We start from the raw sequence: 16,892 nt of genomic DNA on the forward strand, positions 1-16,892 counted from the left end.
GGGTGTGCCAGTTGCGGGGGTGGGGTTTAGGTGGTGAGCTTGTCCAGTAAGACCTTTGCCGCTGCCGTTTCCGCTTCCTGCTTTGAGCCGCCGGTGGCGCTTGCTTCGCCCGCGCCCCTGATGCTGACCGTGACCGTGAATTTCAGCGCGTGGTGCGGACCGGAGCGGTCGGTCATCGCATATTCCGGGGGTTTGCGCTTGTTGGCGGCGGCCCATTCCTGGAGGGCGGACTTGGGATGTTTGGGCGCGCTCGCCTGCGTGTCGACGCGGTCGGCCCAGAGGCGGCGGACGAGGGTGCGGGCTTCCTTCAGCCCCCCCTCCAGATAGAGCGCGCCGATCAGCGCCTCCATCACGTCGCCCAGCACATTGTCGCTGTCGGCCGCGCCATCGTCGCGGGCTTGCTTGCCAAGGATGAGGTGGGTCGGAACCCCGGCGCTGCGGGCCACTTCGGCGCAGGTTTCGCCCGACACCAGCGCGTTGAAGCGGCGGGACAGCTTGCCTTCCGGTTCGGTCGAAAAGCGGTCATAGACCCATTCGGCGATCAGCAGACCAAGGATGCGGTCGCCCAGAAACTCCAGCCGTTCATAATTCACGGCATTGGCGCTGCCATGGGTCAGCGCCTGGGTGAAGGCGGCCGGATCCTTCGGCTTGCGGCCGATCAGCGCCGTCAACCAGCCTTCGGTGTCCGGCCCATGCGCGGTCGATTTCAAAAGCCTTCCCCGATGCGGCTCCAGCGCGCTGCGGTGAACCAGGTCCAGGGGAGCAGCCAGTTGGCGCTGCCGTCGGTCGAAAAGACCGAGATCATTGCCTTGCCGACCAGATTTTCCTCCGGGACCAGACCGATGCCGCCGCCGTCGACCGCCGGGAAGCGGCTGTCGGCGCTGCGGTCGCGATTGTCGCCCATCATGAAGAGATGGCCTTCGGGCACCACCACCGTGTCGCGGTCGTCCGCCGCGCCGTCCGGCACCAGGTCGAGGACATTGTAGCTCTTGCCGCCGGGCAGGGTTTCGCGGAACTGCGGGTAGCGGCATTGGCGGCCGCCGCCGGCAAGCGGTTCCTCGAACTTCGGGCGATAGCAGGGGGAGGGGCTGCCTTCCCTGGCCGCCGCATCCTCCATGTTGGGGGTCACGGGGATGACGAGGTCGGCCACCTTCTGCTTCGGCACAGCTTGGCCGTTCAGGTAAACCGTGCCGCCGCGCACGGAGATCATGTCGCCGGGCAGGCCGATGACGCGCTTGATATAGTCGTTCTTCTGGTTCGGCGGCGCCTTGAACACCACCACGTCGCCGCGCTGGGGCGTGGAGGCGAGGATGCGGCCGGGGATCAGCGGAATGCCGAAGGGCAGAGAATAGCGTGAATAGCCATAGGGCCATTTCGCAACCAGCAGATAATCGCCGATCAGCAGGCGCGGCTGCATGGATTCAGAAGGGATGTTGAAGGGCGACACGATGAAGCTGCGCAGGACGAAGACGAACACCGCCAGCTTTGCGAGAAACCAGAGGAAATCCCGCGTTTCGGATTTTGCGCTCATGCTTTGGTCGTCTTTTCCTTCAATCCGCCTTGAAAACAGGCCGTCGCGGCTTTTGCGGGTTCGTAAAGCTGCCGTCAAGCGCGCTAGAGACCAAGCGATATTCACCCTATGCTGCCCTGCAACCCGAATTTTCTGCCCGAACGGTGCAATAGCGGAACGACTTGGCTAGGATGGGAAAGAATCGACAGGTGCAGTGTCGGCATCGATCAACGGCAAAACAAGAGGATATTTCCCAATGTCCAGCCCTGCACTGGCAGCGCTCGCAGATCTTCCCCAGGCCGATCTGAAGTCCATCTTCACCGTCGATCCCGACCGGCTGAGCAAGTTCACGCTGACGCAGGGACCGATCCGTTTCGACTGGTCGAAAACGCATCTGACCGATGATCTGTTCGCTGGCTTTCTGAAGCTGGCGGAGGAAAAGGGGTTTGCAGCGCAGCGGGACGCCCTGTTCGCGGGCGAGGCTGTTAACAACACCGAAGGCCGCGCCGCCGAACATCCGGCTGAGCGGGGCGAGGGCAATGCCGACAGCGTGGCCTATGCGAAGATGCTGCATGCCCGGATGCGGGCGCTGATCGACGCGATCGAGGGGGAGGCGCTGGGGCCGATCCGGCATATATTGCATATCGGCATCGGCGGGTCGGCGCTGGGGCCGGACCTGATCATCGACGCGCTGGGCGGCGATGGGGCGCGTTATGACGTCGCCATCGTGTCCAATGTGGACGGCACGGCGCTGGAGCGGGCGATTTCCCGGTTCGATCCGGAAGCGACATTGATTGCGGTCGCTTCCAAGACCTTCACCACGACCGAAACCATGCTGAACGCGGCGAGCGCGATCAACTGGATGGTCGAGGCGGGGGTGGACGATCCCTATGGTCGGGTGATCGCGCTGACCGCTTCGCCGGACAGGGCCATCGAATGGGGCGTGGACGAGACGCGGGTGCTGCCCTTCGCGGAGTCTGTAGGCGGGCGTTATTCGCTCTGGTCGTCCATCGGTTTTCCGGCGGCGCTGGCGTTGGGGTGGGACGCGTTCGAGAGCCTGCTGGAAGGCGCGGCGGCGATGGACCGGCATTTCCGGCTGAGCGATCCCAGGCAGAATGCGCCGCTGATCGCGGCATTCGTCGATCAATATTATGCGCGGATATTGGGGTGCCAGACGCGGGCCTTGTTCGCCTATGACGAGCGACTGCGGCTGCTGCCATCCTATCTCCAGCAACTGGAGATGGAGAGCAACGGCAAGAGCGTGACGCGGGACGGCGCGCCGGTCGACGGGCCGACGGCGGCGATCACCTGGGGCGGCGTCGGCACGGACGCGCAGCATGCGGTGTTCCAGTTGCTGCATCAGGGGACGATCCTGACGCCGGTGGAATTCATCGCATCCATCGAGCCGGGCCATGCGCTCGACCCGGCGCATCATCGGGCGTTGCTGGTCAACTGCTTCGCGCAGGGGGCGGCGTTGATGCGGGGGAAGGAGAATGCGGCCGATCCGGCGCGGGCCTATCCGGGGAACCGGCCCTCGACCACCATCCTGCTGGACGATGTGACGCCGGAGGCTCTGGGGGCGCTGATCGCCTTTTACGAGCACCGGACCTTTGCCAATGCGGTGCTGATGGGGATCAATCCGTTCGATCAGTTCGGCGTCGAACTGGGCAAGGAAATCGCCAAATCCATCGAGGCGGAGGGGCCGAAGGGCTTCGATCCGTCGACCATGGCTTTGATCGATCTGGCGCTGGGCGGGATTTGACGGACGAGCTCATCCTGCTTGCGGGATGGGCATAGTCAGATTCTGGTTTGTAACTCCGCCATGCACGCTCCATATGCGGCGCGATGCAGCGGAGGCATATATGAGCGATTACGACTTCGACCTTTTCGTCATCGGCGCGGGATCGGGCGGCGTGCGGGCTTCGCGCGTGGCGGCGGCTCATGGCGCGAAGGTGGCGGTGGCGGAGGAATATCGCGTCGGCGGCACCTGCGTCATTCGCGGCTGCGTGCCCAAGAAGCTGCTCATCTACGGCGCGCATTTCGCCGAGGATTTGAGGGATGCGCGGCGTTTCGGCTGGAAAGTGCCGGATTGCGATTTCGAATGGACGACGTTGCGCGACAATGTGCTGGCCGATGTGGACCGGCTGGAGGGCCTCTACAGGAACACGCTGAATAGCCATGAGGTCGAACTGATCCAGGAGCGGGCCACGATCACCGGGCCGCATAGCGTGAAGCTGGCGAGCGGGCGGGAGGTCAGCGCGAAATATATCCTGGTTTCGACCGGAGCCTGGCCCATCATTCCGGACATCGAGGGCGCGGAGCATGGCGTCACATCCAATGAGGTCTTCCATCTGGAGGAGTGCCCCAAGCGGATCGTGATCGTGGGCGGCGGCTATATCGCCAATGAATTTGCCGGGATTTTCCACGAGTTCGGCAGCCATGTGACCATTGTGAACCGTTCGGGCACGCTGCTGCGCGGGTATGACGAGCAGATACGCGACCGGCTGCTCCAGATTTCCATGATGAAAGGCATCAATTTCCGCTTCAATGCCGAGATGGAGAGGATCGAGAAGAAGGAGGACGGCACGCTGTCCGTCCGATTCAGGAACGGCGATCCGATAGACTGCGATCTGCTGCTGTTCGCTACCGGGCGCAAGCCGCATGTCGACGGGCTGGGGCTGGAAAATGCCGGGGTCGAACTGAGCGACAAGGGCGCGATCAAGGTCGATGAGTATAGCCGCACCAGTTGCCAGAGCATCTATGCGGTGGGCGACGTCACCGACCGAATGCAGTTGACGCCGGTGGCGATCCGTGAAGGGCATGCCTTTGCGGATACGGTGTTCGGGGATAATCCGCGTACTGTCGATTACGCCTGCGTGCCCTCTGCCGTGTTCAGCCAACCGCCGCTTGCCGGGGTCGGGATGACCGAGGCGGAGGCGAGGAACACGCTGGGCACGGTGAAGATCTATACCTCCGATTTCCGGCCGATGAAGAATGTGCTGGCCGGGCGGGACGAGCGTGCGCTCTACAAGATGGTGGTGGACGCCACGACCGACCGGGTGGTGGGGCTGCATATGATCGGCCCGGACGCGCCGGAGATATTGCAGGCGGCGGCCATTGCGGTGAAGGCGGGCCTTACCAAGCAGGCCTTTGACGACACGGTGGCCCTGCACCCCAGCATGGCCGAGGAACTGGTGCTGCTTAAATAGCTCCGGCTATTCGGCCGCGAAGGTCAGGACCAGTGCGTCGCGCCAGGCGGGTTGCGCGGGGTCCAGCGCATGGATTTCGGTGACGCCATGCATGATGCGGTGGTCATCGATCAACACGGCATCGCCGGGACGGGCGAGGGTGAATTCGCCCAGTTCCCGGCCCCCCGGCGCGCCGATGCGGGTGACGCCTTCGCGGACGTTGCGCCGTTCGACCAGCATGACGAAAACCCAGTCTACTCCATCGCGGTGCATCCCTTCGGGCGTGGGGCGGCCCAGTTCACCGCTGCGCGCTTCGATGCGGAACTGATGGAGTTCGACATGCTGCGGCCCCTTCAGCGGAAAGCTGTGGGCGCAAAAGGCGAAGATGGACTGCATCGCCGTATTGTCGATGGTCGCCTGCTCCACCGGGTCGAACCAGCGCTGCACATCGCCGTTCAGGGGGTTGTAGTCGCGGCTCTGGAAATGGGGTTGATGGGGCTTGGGTGTGAACCTGCCATGGTCGCAGGCGAAGGTCGCGTGGCGGCGGCGGCGGTAGCGGCCCCCGTCGGCCATGTAGAGGTCGGGGCCGAGATCGTCCCAGCTTTGGGCGAGCGCGGCCCAATCGGCGGCCCGGATGGCCAGCCTGTCGAACAGGTCGGAACCGGACAGGCGGGCATAGCCGTAATCCTCCAGTTCGTGCCGGAGGGATATGTTCGTCAGAATATCCGCGTCGCTCATCCATCATTCCTTATCCGGAAGGGCGGACGAGCGACAGGGCCAGTTCCCGCAAGCAGGATTGCCGGAAAAGCCGGTTTTGCTGCTCAGCCGATCCAGTAGGGCACGATCTGCCGGTTGTCGGGATCGACGCGGATGGGGCGGTCGGCGGGCGGGAAGGCGCGCTGGTCGCAGCTTTGACGGGGGCAGAGGCGGCAGGTGATGCCGATGGGGGTCGCCGCCCCCTCCACCTCCAGTTGCAGGCCGTCGGCGTAGACGAAATTCGCCGCATGGGCTGTCTCGCAGCCCAGCACCACGGCGAAGCGGCGCGGGGTGCGGCTGTAGCTGCCGGACGGCTTCACCAGCCCCTTCGCCATGGAGACATAGCGCACGCCGTCGGGCGTCTCGCCAAGCTGGATGTTGATCCGGTCGGGGACGGCGACTGCTTCATGGACGTTCCAGAGGGGGCAGGCGCCACCGAAGCGGGCGAATTGCAGGCGGGTGGCGCTGTGGCGCTTGGTGATGTTGCCCGCCATGTCGACGCGGCAGAAGAAGAAGGGGATGCCACGCAAGCCCGGCCGCTGGAGCGTGGACAGGCGATGGCAGGCCTGTTCGAAGCTGACGCCGAAGCGGCGGGCGAGGCGGTCTATGTCGTGGCGGACTTCGCGGGCGGCTTCGCGGAAAGGAGCGTAGGGCATGAGGAGCGCGCCAGCCGCATAATTGCCGAGGCCAATGGCCAGCAGGCGATCCGCGCCCATGACGGGCAGGCCCGCCTTGTTCACCACGTCGGCGATGACCGCCTGCCCCTCCAGCATCATGAGTTGGTGGGCGAGCATGAACTTGCGGCTTTCCGTGGGCAGGGCGGCGTTGACGAACAGGCGGCGTTCGCTGCTGGTGTAGGAGCGGAGCGCAGAGTCCGGCGTCTCCGCGATCAGCGTTTCGATGCCGTGGCGGCGGGCCAGCGCCTCCACCAGCATGCCCTCGTCCAGCGTCTGGCCGGCGGTGAAGCTGGCGGCCATATCCTCCGCCAGGCAGTCGAGCGCATGGACGTAATTGCCCGCCTCATGGAACCAGTCGCGGGCGGCTTCCCAAGGGAGGCGGGCCTGTACGGCGTGGTCGTTGGCGATCGCTTCTTCGATCATGTTGATGCGTTCATTGGCGCGCATATGGGCATTATAGAGATCGACATAGCGCGCCGCAAATTCGGGGAATTGCAGGTGCAGTTTCTCGATCCGTTCCGGTTCCAGCGCTGGTCCGGGCAGTTCGGGATGGGCCAGCGCATAGGTGAAGGCGCCCAGAAGCTGCTCATCCTCCCGGCTGTCGAAGCTGGCCCAGTCGGTGGGAAAGGCGCTGGCGAGCGCGGCCTTCACCTTGGCGGTGAGGGGGCGGTCGTCATTCTCCATCTGGCTGAGATAGGAAACCGATATGCCGAGTGCCTGCGCCATCGTCGCCTGGTCCATGCGGTGGTCCAGCCGGAGTTGGCGCAGGCGGGGGCCTGCGAAGATTCTGTTGCCACGAGCCATGGTTCGTCCATAATTTGCGAAATCGCGATTTGCAAATTGGCAAAATCGCATTTGCGAAAATGCGGAAAGATTGGGAAAGGGCGGGCAAACATGTCCGCGACAAGCCGGAGAAAAGCCTGATATGTCGAAGCTAGCCATCATCGAACAGTTGGAAGCCAAGCGCGACGCCGCGCGCCTGGGCGGTGGCCAGCGCCGCATCGACGCCCAGCATGCCAAGGGCAAGCTGACCGCCCGCGAGCGGTTGGAAGTGCTGCTGGACGAGGACAGTTTCGAAGAGCTGGACATGTATGTCGAGCATAATTGCATCGACTTCGGCATGGACGAGCAGCATATCCCCGGCGACGGCGTCGTCACCGGATCGGGCACGATCAACGGGCGGCTGGTCTATGTGTTTTCGCAGGACTTCACCGTCTATGGCGGCGCAGTGTCGGAACGGCACGCGATGAAGATCTGCAAGATCATGGACATCGCCATGAAGGTCGGCGCGCCGGTGATCGGCCTCAATGACTCAGGCGGCGCGCGCATTCAGGAAGGCGTGGCGTCGCTGGGCGGCTATGCGGAGATTTTCCAGCGCAACGTGCTGGCTTCGGGCGTGGTGCCGCAGATCAGCGTGATCATGGGACCCTGCGCGGGCGGCGCGGTTTACTCGCCCGCCATGACCGACTTCATCTTCATGGTGAAGGATAGCAGCTTCATGTTCGTGACCGGGCCGGACGTGGTGAAGACCGTTACCAACGAGGTCGTGACCCAGGAGGAACTGGGCGGCGCGGTGACGCACACCACTAAGTCCGGCGTGGCCGACGTGGCGTTCGACAATGATATCGAGGCGTTGCTGGCGGTGCGCGATTTCGTGGACTTCCTGCCTGCCTCCAACAAGGAGCCGGTGCCGGAGCGGCCGAGCGCCGATCCGTGGGATCGTCTGGAGGAAAGCCTGGACACGCTGATCCCGGCCAACGCGAACCAGCCCTATGATATGCACGAACTGATCCGCAAGGTGGTGGATGAGGGTGATTTCTTCGAGGTGCAGCCTGCCCATGCGGGCAATATCCTCTGCGGTTTCGGGCGGGTCGAGGGCAAGACCGTCGGTATCATCGCCAACCAGCCGATGGTGCTGGCGGGCGTGCTGGACATCAACTCCTCCAAGAAGGCCGGGCGGTTCGTGCGTTTCTGCGACGCTTTCGAAATTCCCATCGTCACCTTCGTCGACGTGCCGGGCTTCCTGCCGGGAACGGCGCAGGAGCATTCGGGCATCATCAAGCATGGCGCGAAGCTGCTGTTCGCCTATGCCGAGGCGACCGTGCCGAAGATCACCGTCATCACGCGCAAGGCCTATGGCGGCGCCTATGACGTTATGGCGTCCAAGCATCTGCGCGGCGACCTGAACTATGCCTGGCCGACTGCGGAAATTGCGGTGATGGGCGCGAAGGGCGCGGTGGAGATCATCTTCCGCGGGAAGACGCCCGAAGAGATCGCGCAGAAGACCAAGGAATATGAGGACCGCTTCGCCAACCCCTTCGTTGCGGCGAGCAAGGGCTTCATCGACGAGGTGATCCAGCCGCATTCGACGCGCAAGCGGATCGCCCTGGGTCTGCGCAAGCTGCGCAACAAGGCGTTGGAGAACCCCTGGAAGAAGCACGACAATATTCCGCTTTGATTACGCCCGTCATCCCCGCGAAGGCGGGAATCTCAGGCGGCTATGTGGAACGTAAAGGCACGAGACCTCAGCCTTCGCTGGGGTGACGAAGTAGGTGAAGTGATATGAAACTCGGTCGCTTGAACCATATCGGCGTCGCGACGCCCTCGCTGGAAGCCAGCATCGCTTATTATCGCGACGTTATGGGCGCGACGATCACGCATGAGCCGTTCGACCTGCCCGCGCAGGGGGTGAAGGTTTGCTTCGTGGATACGCCGGGTGAGAATGGTACCGAGGGCACGCAGATCGAACTGATCGAGCCGCTGGGCGAGAACAGCCCGATCCACGGCTTCATCGCCAAGAACCCGGCCGGTGGGCAGCATCATATGTGCTATGAAGTGCCCGACATTCATGAGGCCAAGGCCTGGTTCGAGGGGCTGGGCAAGAAGGTGCTCGGCGAACCGCGCATCGGGGCGCACGGGACTTTGATCTTCTTCGTCCACCCCAAGGATATGAACGGGGTGCTGACGGAGATCATGGAGACGCCCAAGGAGGCGCATTGAATACGGCCGTTCGTCCTGAGTAGCCGCTGAGCTTGTCGAAGCGGCATATCGCAGGACGGGTTAAGCAAGGCCCTTCGATATGAGGCTTCGACAAGCTCAGCCTCTACTCAGGGCGAACGGATTTGGGTTTGAGGGTAGGTTAGAAACGATGACCGAGAAGCCGACGCTGGATCAGTGGGCCACCGCCGCCGCCAAGGAGGTGAAGGGCAAGGATTTGAACTGGGCGACCCCGGAAGGGATCACCGTCAAGCCGCTCTACACTGCCGAGGATGTGACGGTCGATCCGGGCCTACCCGGCTTCGCGCCGTTCACGCGGGGCGTGCGCGCATCCATGTATGCGGGGCGGCCATGGACCATCCGGCAATATGCGGGCTTTTCGACCGCCGAGGAATCCAACGCCTTCTATCGCCGCAATCTGGCGGCGGGGCAGAAGGGGCTTTCGGTTGCCTTCGATCTGGCCACCCATCGCGGCTATGACAGCGACCATCCCCGCGTCGTCGGCGACGTCGGCAAGGCGGGGGTCGCCATCGACACGATCGAAGACATGAAGATCCTGTTCGACGGCATTCCGCTCGACAAGATGTCCGTTTCCATGACCATGAACGGCGCGGTGATCCCGATCCTGGCCTTCTTCATCGTCGCGGGCGAGGAGCAGGGGGTTGAGCGCAAGCTGCTGGACGGGACCATTCAGAACGACATTCTGAAGGAGTTCATGGTCCGCAACACCTATATCTACCCGCCCGAACCCAGCATGAGGATCATCTCCGACATTTTCGGCTATACCAGCCGGGAGATGCCGAAGTTCAACAGCATCTCCATCTCCGGCTATCATATGCAGGAGGCGGGGGCGACGCAGGTGCAGGAACTGGCCTTCACCATCGCGGACGGCGCGGAATATGTGCGCTATGGCGTGGCGAGCGGCCTGGATATCGACAAGTTCGCGGGGCGGCTGAGCTTCTTCTTCGCCATCGGCATGAACTTCTTCATGGAGATCGCGAAGCTGCGCGCCGCCCGCGTGCTGTGGCATCGCGTCATGACGAAGCTGGGCGCGCAGGACGAGCGGTCCAAGATGCTGCGCACCCATTGCCAGACGTCGGGCGTGTCGCTGACGGAGCAAGACCCCTATAACAACGTCATGCGCACCACCATCGAAGCGATGGCGGCGATGCTGGGCGGCACGCAGTCGCTGCACACCAACGCGCTGGACGAGGCGATTGCGCTGCCGACCGACTTTTCGGCTCGCATTGCGCGCAACACGCAGATCGTCATCCAGGAAGAGACCGGCATGTGCAATGTCGTCGATCCGCTGGGCGGCAGCTATTATATCGAGGCGCTGACCCAGCAACTGGTGGACGCCGCGCAGGAGATCATCGACCGCGTGGAGGCGGAGGGCGGCATGGCGAAGGCCGTGGCCGCTGGCTGGCCCAAGGCGATGATCGAAACCGCCGCCGCTGCCCGTCAGGCGCGGGTCGACCGGGGCGAGGATGTCATCGTCGGCGTCAACAAATATCGCCTGGCGAACGAAGACCTGCTGGAGACGCTGGAGGTCGACAACACCAAGGTTCGCGAGGCGCAGATCGCCCGTATCAACCGGGTGAAGGCCGAGCGTGACGAGGCCGCCTGCCAGGCCGCGCTGGAGGCGCTGCGCCAGGCGGCTGCGGGGCCGCAGTCGATTGAGAACAATCTGCTCGCCCATGCGGTGGAGGCGGCGCGCGCCCGCGCCACGCTGGGCGAAATCTCCTCCGCCATGGAGGACAGCTTCAACCGTTACGGCACGGTGCCGACGCCGGTGAAGGGCGTCTATTCCAAGCCCTATGCGCAGGACAGCCGTTGGAAACAGGTTCTTGACGGGGTGCAGGCCGTCGAGCGGCGCCTCGGTCGCAAGCCGAAGATCCTCATCGCCAAGATGGGGCAGGACGGCCATGACCGGGGCGCCAACGTGATCGCGTCCGCTTTCGGGGACATGGGGTTCGACATCGTGTCGGGGCCGCTGTTCCAGACGCCGGAGGAAACGGTGGTGCTGGCGCTCGACAGCGGGGTCGACGTGGTCGGCGCTTCGTCGCTGGCGGCGGGGCACAAGACGCTGATCCCCGAACTCATCCGGCAGCTTCGGGAACAGGGTCGCAACGACATCAAGGTGATCGCGGGCGGGGTCATTCCGCCGCAGGATTACGACTATCTCCGTGACGCGGGCGTTCAGGGCATTTATGGACCGGGTTCCAACGTCGTGGAGTGCGCCGCCGATGTGCTGCGCCTGCTCGGCCACAACATGCCCCCTGCGGGGCTGGAGGAAGCCGCTTGACCCAGACTACCGCCCGCACCGACTGGACGCGCGACGAGATCGCCGCGCTGTTCGACCTGCCCTTCAACGACCTGATGTTCGAAGCGCAGTCGATCCATCGTGCGAATTTCCCGCGCAATGAAGTGCAGTTGTCGACCCTGCTGTCGATCAAGACCGGCGGCTGTCCGGAGGATTGCGGCTATTGCAGCCAGTCGACCGAGGCGGAAAGCGGCCTGAAAGCCACCAAGCTGATGGACGTGCAGGCGGTGCTCCAGGCGGCGGCGCAGGCGAAGGACCATGGCTCCGGCCGTTTCTGCATGGGCGCGGCGTGGCGCAATCCCAAGGAACGGGACATGCCCAAGCTCATCGAGATGGTGCAGGGAGTCCGCCAGATGGGCATGGAAACCTGCATGACGCTGGGGATGCTGTCGGCCGGTCAGGCGAAGCAGCTCGCGGATGCGGGGCTGGATTATTACAACCACAATATCGACACATCGCCTGAGAATTACGCCAACGTCATCACCACCCGGACCTTCGAGGATCGGATCGAGACGCTGGAGAATGTGCGTTCGGCGGGCATCAACGTGTGCTGCGGCGGGATTGTCGGCATGGGCGAGACGCGGTCCGACCGGATCGGTTTCCTCCATGCGCTGGCTACCATGCCGCATCCTGAGAGCGTGCCGATCAACGCGCTGGTGCCCGTGGCCGGGACCGTGCTGGGCGACATGTTGAAGGACACGCCGCTCGCCAAGATCGACGAGGTGGAGTTCGTGCGGACCGTCGCGGTGGCGCGGATCGTCATGCCGCAGTCGATGGTGCGGCTTTCCGCCGGGCGCGAGAGCATGAGCGAGGCCTGTCAGGCGCTCTGCTTCATGGCGGGTGCGAACAGCATCTTCACCGGCGACAAGCTGCTGACCGCGGCTAATGCCGGGGACGACAAGGATAGCGCGCTGCTTTCCAAGCTTGGGCTGGCCCCGATGATGGCGCAGCCGCACGGGCATCTGGAGGCCGTGGCAGCGGAATAGAAAACATAGCCGTTCATTCTGAGTAGCCACTGAGCTTGTCGAAGTGGCGTATCGAAGGACCCTTCGATACGGGTCTTCGACTTCGCTCAGCCCCTACTCAGGGCGAACGGCAGCTTTAAGGACTGGGGCAAGGATAAAGATGGCAATCACCAAGATCCTGATCGCGAACCGTGGCGAAATCGCGTGCCGCGTCATCCGCACGGCGCGGAAGATGGGTATCAAGACCGTGGCGGTCTATTCGGACGCCGATGCTCGCGCGCCGCATGTGCTGATGGCTGACGAGGCTGTCCATATCGGCCCGTCGCCCGCTGCCCAATCCTATCTGATTGCCGAAAAGATCATCCAGGCGTGCAAGGATACTGGCGCCGATGCCGTGCATCCGGGCTATGGCTTCCTGTCGGAGCGCGAGAGCTTCCGCAAGGCGCTGGATGCCGAGGGCATCATCTTCGTAGGCCCGCCCGCCAACGCCATTGCCGCCATGGGCGACAAGATCGAGTCCAAGAAGCTCGCGAAAGCTGCGGGCGTCAATGTCGTTCCCGGCTTTGTCGGCGTGATCGAGGATACGGAGCATGCCGTCCGCATCTCCAACGAGATCGGCTATCCGGTGATGATGAAGGCGTCGGCCGGCGGCGGAGGCAAGGGCATGCGCCTTGCCTATAGCGAGCAGGACGTGCGCGAAGGCTTCGAGGCGACCAAGCGCGAGGGGCTCAACAGCTTCGGCGACGACCGCGTGTTCATCGAGAAGTTCATCGAAAGCCCGCGCCATATCGAAATCCAGATATTGGGCGATCAGCACGGCAATATCCTTTACCTGAACGAGCGCGAATGCTCGATCCAGCGCCGTCACCAGAAGGTGGTCGAGGAAGCGCCTTCGCCCTTCGTGTCACCGGAAATGCGCAAGAAGATGGGCGAGCAGTGCGTCGCCCTGGCGCGGGCCGTGGGTTATTTCAGCGCGGGCACGGTCGAACTGATCGTGTCGGGCGCGGACAAGACGGGCGACGGCTTCTACTTCCTGGAAATGAACACCCGACTCCAGGTGGAGCATCCGGTCACCGAAGAGATCACCGGCCTCGATCTGGTGGAGCAGATGATCCGCGTCGCCAATGGCGAGGAACTCTCCTTCTGTCAGGAGGATGTGAAGATCAATGGCTGGTCCATCGAGAACCGCGTCTATGCCGAAGACCCCTATCGGGGCTTCCTGCCCTCGACGGGGCGTCTGATCCGCTACAATCCGCCTGAGGCCGTGGACGGCGTGCGCGTCGACGACGGCGTGGTCGAGGGCGGCGAGGTATCGATGTTCTACGACCCGATGATCGCCAAGCTGATCACCTGGGCGCCGACCCGTCTGGAGGCCATCGACAAGCAGATCGCGGCGCTCGACCAGTTCGAGATCGAGGGGCCGGGGCATAATATCGATTTCGTCTCGGCGCTGATGCAGCATGAGCGCTTCCGTTCGGGCAACATCACCACCGGCTTCATCGCGGAGGAATATCCGGAGGGGTTCGTCGGCGCTCCGGCATCCGAAACGCTGCTGAAGCGACTGTCGGCCATCGGCGCCTTCGCCGCCATGGCGCAGGCGGATCGGGCTCGCCGGATCGAGGGGCAGTTGGGCAAGCGGCTCGCTCCGCCCACCGGCTGGCAGGTTAAGATCGGGGACGCGATCCATGACGTCGTGATCAACGGCGACGACGTCACGGTGGACGGCGAGGCGATCGAACTGGCGCTGGAATATACGCCGGGCGACCGGCTGATCGAGGCGGAGTTCGGCGAGGAGCAACTGGCGGTGAAGATCGCGCCGGTGCGTTCGGGCTTCGTGCTGACGGCGCATGGCGCCAGCCACAAGCTGCGCATTCTGCCCGCTCATGCGGCGGTGCATGCCAAGCATATGATCGAGAAGATTCCGCCGGATCTGTCGCGCTTCCTGATCTGTCCAATGCCGGGCCTGCTGGTCGCGCTGAACGTCAAGGAAGGCGACAAGGTCGAGATCGGCCAGCCGCTCGCCGTGATCGAGGCGATGAAGATGGAGAATATCCTGCGCGCCCAGAAGGCGGGCGTGGTGAAGAGCGTGTCCGCCGCTCAGGGCGAAAGCTTGCCGGTCGACGCGATCATCCTGGAACTGGAATAAGCGAACCCATGTCCGCCGCGCAGGGAAAGGCCTTTCCCCTGCGCGGCGGACATGCTGTGATGGGGCATGCATCTCGATCATGACCCCGCTTCGCCTGCGGGCGAAGCCATCAGCTTCGATGATTTTCTGAAGGTCGATATTCGCGTCGGCACGATCCTGTCGGCGGAGCCTTATCCTGAGGCGCGGAAACCCGCCTATAAGCTGCTGATCGATTTCGGGCCGGTGATCGGGCGAAAGAAATCGAGCGCGCAGATCACCGTAAATTATGCGCTGGAGGATTTGCCGGGGCGGCAGGTGGCGGCGGTCGTCAATTTTCCGCCGCGGCAGATCGGGAAATTCCTGTCCGAAGTGTTGACGCTGGGGTTTGCGGATGAGGCCGGAGCGGTGGTGCTGTTCGCGCCGGATCGGGCTGTGCCGGATGGGTCTCGGTTGTTTTGAATGGTTGCGGATTTGGGCTGTGAGTGGTCATCAATTCCTCCCTGCGCGAAGCGTGGGGAGGGGGACCGCGCGAAGCGTGGTGGAGGGGAATGGGGCACGACCTGTGTATTTCCCCTCCACCACTCGCTTCGCGAGCGGTCCCCCTCCCCATCTGCCGATGGGGAGGAACAGGATGGGTGCGCTCTGCACCCATATCGACGATAGTCCTTCTCCCGCTTGCCGGAATTCGGCGCTTCATTAGAACGTCACCGAACGGATCGGACGAGCAGGGGGTGGAATGAGCGGGGAAGGCGTCGGCACCGGCTATGTGATGGATGCGAAGCGGGATCGGCTGGTCATCACCGCGTCCGCGCTCGGTACATTGTTCGAATGGTATGATTTCTACATTTACGGCGTGCTGGCGCCGATCATCGGGCGGACATTTTTTCCGACCGACAATCCCACCGTCGAACTGCTCTATTCCCTCGCCGGTTTTGCCATCGGATTCGGGTTCCGGCCGTTGGGCGCGGCGCTGTTCGGCTATCTGGGCGACAGGCTGGGGCGCAAATATACTTTCCTGGCCACCATCGTGCTGATGGGCGCGGCGACTGCGGGCGTAGGACTGACGCCGTCAGCCGCGAGCATCGGGGTCGCCGCGCCCATCATCCTGATCCTGCTGCGGATCGCGCAGGGGCTGGCGCTGGGTGGGGAATATGGCGGGGCGGCGATTTATGTCGCGGAACATGCGCCGCCGGGCAAGCGGGGTTTTTTCACCAGCTTCATTCAGGCGGGGGTAATTGGCGGCTTTATCCTGTCGCTGATCGTCGTGGTCGGCACGCAATGGATTGTCGGCAAGGCAGTGTGGGACGATTGGGGCTGGCGGCTGCCCTTCATATTTTCGCTGGCTTTGCTTGGGATATCGCTCTGGATGCGGCTGATGCTGCGCGAAAGCCCCATCTTCGCGGCAATGAAGGCGGCGGGCGAACAATCGCGCAATCCGTTGAAGGAGGCGTTCACCTATCCCGGCAACAAGCGGCGGATGCTGGTGGCGATGATCGGCATCGCGGCGGGCTTCACCGTCATCGCCTATACCGCGATGTTCCAGGCGCTGTATTTTCTGCAAAACGGCCTGCATGTATCGCCGGGGGTGGCGCAATTGCTGGTGGGGGGCAGCGCCTTTGCGGGCGTCGGCTCCTTCATCTTCTTCGGCTGGCTGTCGGACCGGGTGGGGCGCAAGAAACCGATCGTCATCGGCTATGCGCTGCTGCTGGTGCTGCTGTTGCCGCTTTACCAGTTCATGGGGAGTGTGGGGAACCCGGCTCTCTATCAGGCGGCGCAGCGTGCGCCTGTGGTCGTCAGCGGACCCGATTGCAGCTTCGATCCATTCGCCAAGGTTCAGCCGACCGCTTGCGGCAAGCTGCTCGACCATTTTTCCAAGCGGGGCATCGCTTATGAAAAGCGGCAGGCGGCGGCGCCTTCGGTCAGCATCGGTTCCGTGACCGTCGCGGACCTCAGTCCCGAAGGGCTGGATGCGGCCTTGCATGCGGGGGGATATGATTCGGCGGCGGTGACGCCCGATTGGCCCCGTGCCTCGCTGCTGTTTCTGGCGCTGTTGCTGCTCTGGACCTTGTCGGGGGCGACCTATGGGCCGGTGGCGGCGCTGCTGTCGGAATATTTTCCGGCGCGGATACGCTATAGTTCGCTGTCCATCCCCTATCATATCGGGACCGGCTATTTCGGCGGGTTCCTGCCGCTGGTCAGCCAATATATCGTGGCGCGGACGGGCGATCCCTATGCGGGCCTTTGGTACACCATCGCCGTGGTCGCCGTCGCCCTGCTGACCTGCATCATCGCCTTGCCGGAAACGCGCGGGGCGAAGATTGACTGATGCCTCGACGGACGCTATCCGGGCG

13 protein-coding genes are annotated in these 16,892 nt (G+C 63.6%); 9 read left to right on the plus strand and 4 right to left on the minus strand.

Features of this window, described 5'->3' with window-relative positions:
* Positions 1-26 precede the first annotated feature (26 nt).
* Together rnc and lepB are read right to left on the minus strand one after the other, a co-directional pair.
* Positions 27-710 carry a ribonuclease III gene (gene rnc, locus BV95_RS03590; RefSeq protein ID WP_037447570.1) on the minus strand — a complete coding sequence of 228 codons (684 nt, stop codon included), beginning with the start codon at positions 708-710 and terminating at the stop codon, positions 27-29.
* Positions 707-1,531 carry a signal peptidase I gene (gene lepB, locus BV95_RS03595; protein WP_013846729.1) on the minus strand — a complete coding sequence of 275 codons (825 nt, stop codon included), beginning with the start codon at positions 1,529-1,531 and terminating at the stop codon, positions 707-709. The genes rnc and lepB overlap by 4 nt, the downstream gene beginning before the upstream one ends.
* 235 nt (positions 1,532-1,766) lie before the next feature.
* Here lepB and pgi point away from each other — a divergent pair, with 235 nt between their 5' ends.
* On the plus strand, positions 1,767-3,272 hold the full coding sequence (pgi, locus tag BV95_RS03600) for a glucose-6-phosphate isomerase (protein ID WP_037447573.1): 1,506 nt from the start codon (positions 1,767-1,769) through the stop codon (positions 3,270-3,272).
* A gap of 100 nt (positions 3,273-3,372) precedes the next feature.
* Entirely contained in the window at positions 3,373-4,719 is a 1,347-nt protein-coding gene (gor, locus tag BV95_RS03605) for a glutathione-disulfide reductase (RefSeq protein ID WP_037447905.1), read from the plus strand.
* Positions 4,720-4,725: 6 nt separating this feature from the next.
* Here gor and BV95_RS03610 read toward each other — a convergent pair whose 3' ends face one another.
* Together BV95_RS03610 and BV95_RS03615 are read right to left on the minus strand one after the other, a co-directional pair.
* Complete coding sequence (locus BV95_RS03610; protein ID WP_037447576.1) at positions 4,726-5,436, minus strand: 2OG-Fe dioxygenase family protein; 711 nt, start codon at positions 5,434-5,436, stop codon at positions 4,726-4,728.
* A gap of 83 nt (positions 5,437-5,519) precedes the next feature.
* Positions 5,520-6,935: a helix-turn-helix domain-containing protein gene (locus BV95_RS03615; RefSeq protein ID WP_037447579.1), complete on the minus strand. Its 1,416-nt coding sequence runs from the start codon at positions 6,933-6,935 to the stop codon at positions 5,520-5,522.
* A 121-nt stretch (positions 6,936-7,056) separates the two neighbouring features.
* On the opposite strand from BV95_RS03615, the gene BV95_RS03620 reads away from it, so the two are divergent.
* From BV95_RS03620 to BV95_RS03650, 7 genes are all read left to right on the plus strand, one after another.
* Positions 7,057-8,589 carry an acyl-CoA carboxylase subunit beta gene (locus BV95_RS03620; RefSeq protein ID WP_037447582.1) on the plus strand — a complete coding sequence of 511 codons (1,533 nt, stop codon included), beginning with the start codon at positions 7,057-7,059 and terminating at the stop codon, positions 8,587-8,589.
* Positions 8,590-8,693: 104 nt separating this feature from the next.
* Entirely contained in the window at positions 8,694-9,131 is a 438-nt protein-coding gene (gene mce, locus BV95_RS03625) for a methylmalonyl-CoA epimerase (protein WP_037447585.1), read from the plus strand.
* Between the two features lie 148 nt (positions 9,132-9,279).
* Positions 9,280-11,433, plus strand: a complete 2,154-nt coding sequence (gene scpA / locus BV95_RS03630; RefSeq protein ID WP_013846722.1) for a methylmalonyl-CoA mutase — start codon at positions 9,280-9,282, stop codon at positions 11,431-11,433.
* Positions 11,430-12,437, plus strand: coding sequence for a biotin synthase BioB (bioB, locus tag BV95_RS03635; RefSeq protein ID WP_037447588.1), 1,008 nt, complete (start codon positions 11,430-11,432; stop codon positions 12,435-12,437). Before scpA ends, bioB begins: the two co-directional genes overlap by 4 nt.
* Before the next feature lie 139 nt (positions 12,438-12,576).
* Entirely contained in the window at positions 12,577-14,562 is a 1,986-nt protein-coding gene (locus BV95_RS03640) for an acetyl-CoA carboxylase biotin carboxylase subunit (RefSeq protein ID WP_037447591.1), read from the plus strand.
* 66 nt (positions 14,563-14,628) lie between these two features.
* Positions 14,629-15,000, plus strand: coding sequence for a tRNA-binding protein (locus BV95_RS03645; RefSeq protein WP_037447593.1), 372 nt, complete (start codon positions 14,629-14,631; stop codon positions 14,998-15,000).
* A gap of 277 nt (positions 15,001-15,277) precedes the next feature.
* Entirely contained in the window at positions 15,278-16,867 is a 1,590-nt protein-coding gene (locus BV95_RS03650; RefSeq protein ID WP_037447596.1) for an MFS transporter, read from the plus strand.
* Positions 16,868-16,892: the final 25 nt, after the last annotated feature.

The sequence above is a fragment of the Sphingobium chlorophenolicum genome, assembly GCF_000722875.1.
Taxonomy (GTDB): Bacteria; Pseudomonadota; Alphaproteobacteria; order Sphingomonadales; family Sphingomonadaceae; genus Sphingobium; species Sphingobium chlorophenolicum.

What these genes read in the sequence shown, in the direction of transcription:
- mce (WP_037447585.1), top strand. Translation starts at nt 8,694, where the DNA reads ATGAAACTCGGTCGCTTGAACCATATCGGCGTCGCGACGCCCTCGCTG.
- BV95_RS03650 (WP_037447596.1), top strand. Translation starts at nt 15,278, where the DNA reads ATGAGCGGGGAAGGCGTCGGCACCGGCTATGTGATGGATGCGAAGCGG.
- BV95_RS03615 (WP_037447579.1), bottom strand. Translation starts at nt 6,935, where the DNA reads ATGGCTCGTGGCAACAGAATCTTCGCAGGCCCCCGCCTGCGCCAACTC.
- BV95_RS03620 (WP_037447582.1), top strand. Translation starts at nt 7,057, where the DNA reads ATGTCGAAGCTAGCCATCATCGAACAGTTGGAAGCCAAGCGCGACGCC.
- scpA (WP_013846722.1), top strand. Translation starts at nt 9,280, where the DNA reads ATGACCGAGAAGCCGACGCTGGATCAGTGGGCCACCGCCGCCGCCAAG.
- BV95_RS03610 (WP_037447576.1), bottom strand. Translation starts at nt 5,436, where the DNA reads ATGAGCGACGCGGATATTCTGACGAACATATCCCTCCGGCACGAACTG.
- BV95_RS03640 (WP_037447591.1), top strand. Translation starts at nt 12,577, where the DNA reads ATGGCAATCACCAAGATCCTGATCGCGAACCGTGGCGAAATCGCGTGC.
- pgi (WP_037447573.1), top strand. Translation starts at nt 1,767, where the DNA reads ATGTCCAGCCCTGCACTGGCAGCGCTCGCAGATCTTCCCCAGGCCGAT.
- lepB (WP_013846729.1), bottom strand. Translation starts at nt 1,531, where the DNA reads ATGAGCGCAAAATCCGAAACGCGGGATTTCCTCTGGTTTCTCGCAAAG.
- BV95_RS03645 (WP_037447593.1), top strand. Translation starts at nt 14,629, where the DNA reads ATGCATCTCGATCATGACCCCGCTTCGCCTGCGGGCGAAGCCATCAGC.
- gor (WP_037447905.1), top strand. Translation starts at nt 3,373, where the DNA reads ATGAGCGATTACGACTTCGACCTTTTCGTCATCGGCGCGGGATCGGGC.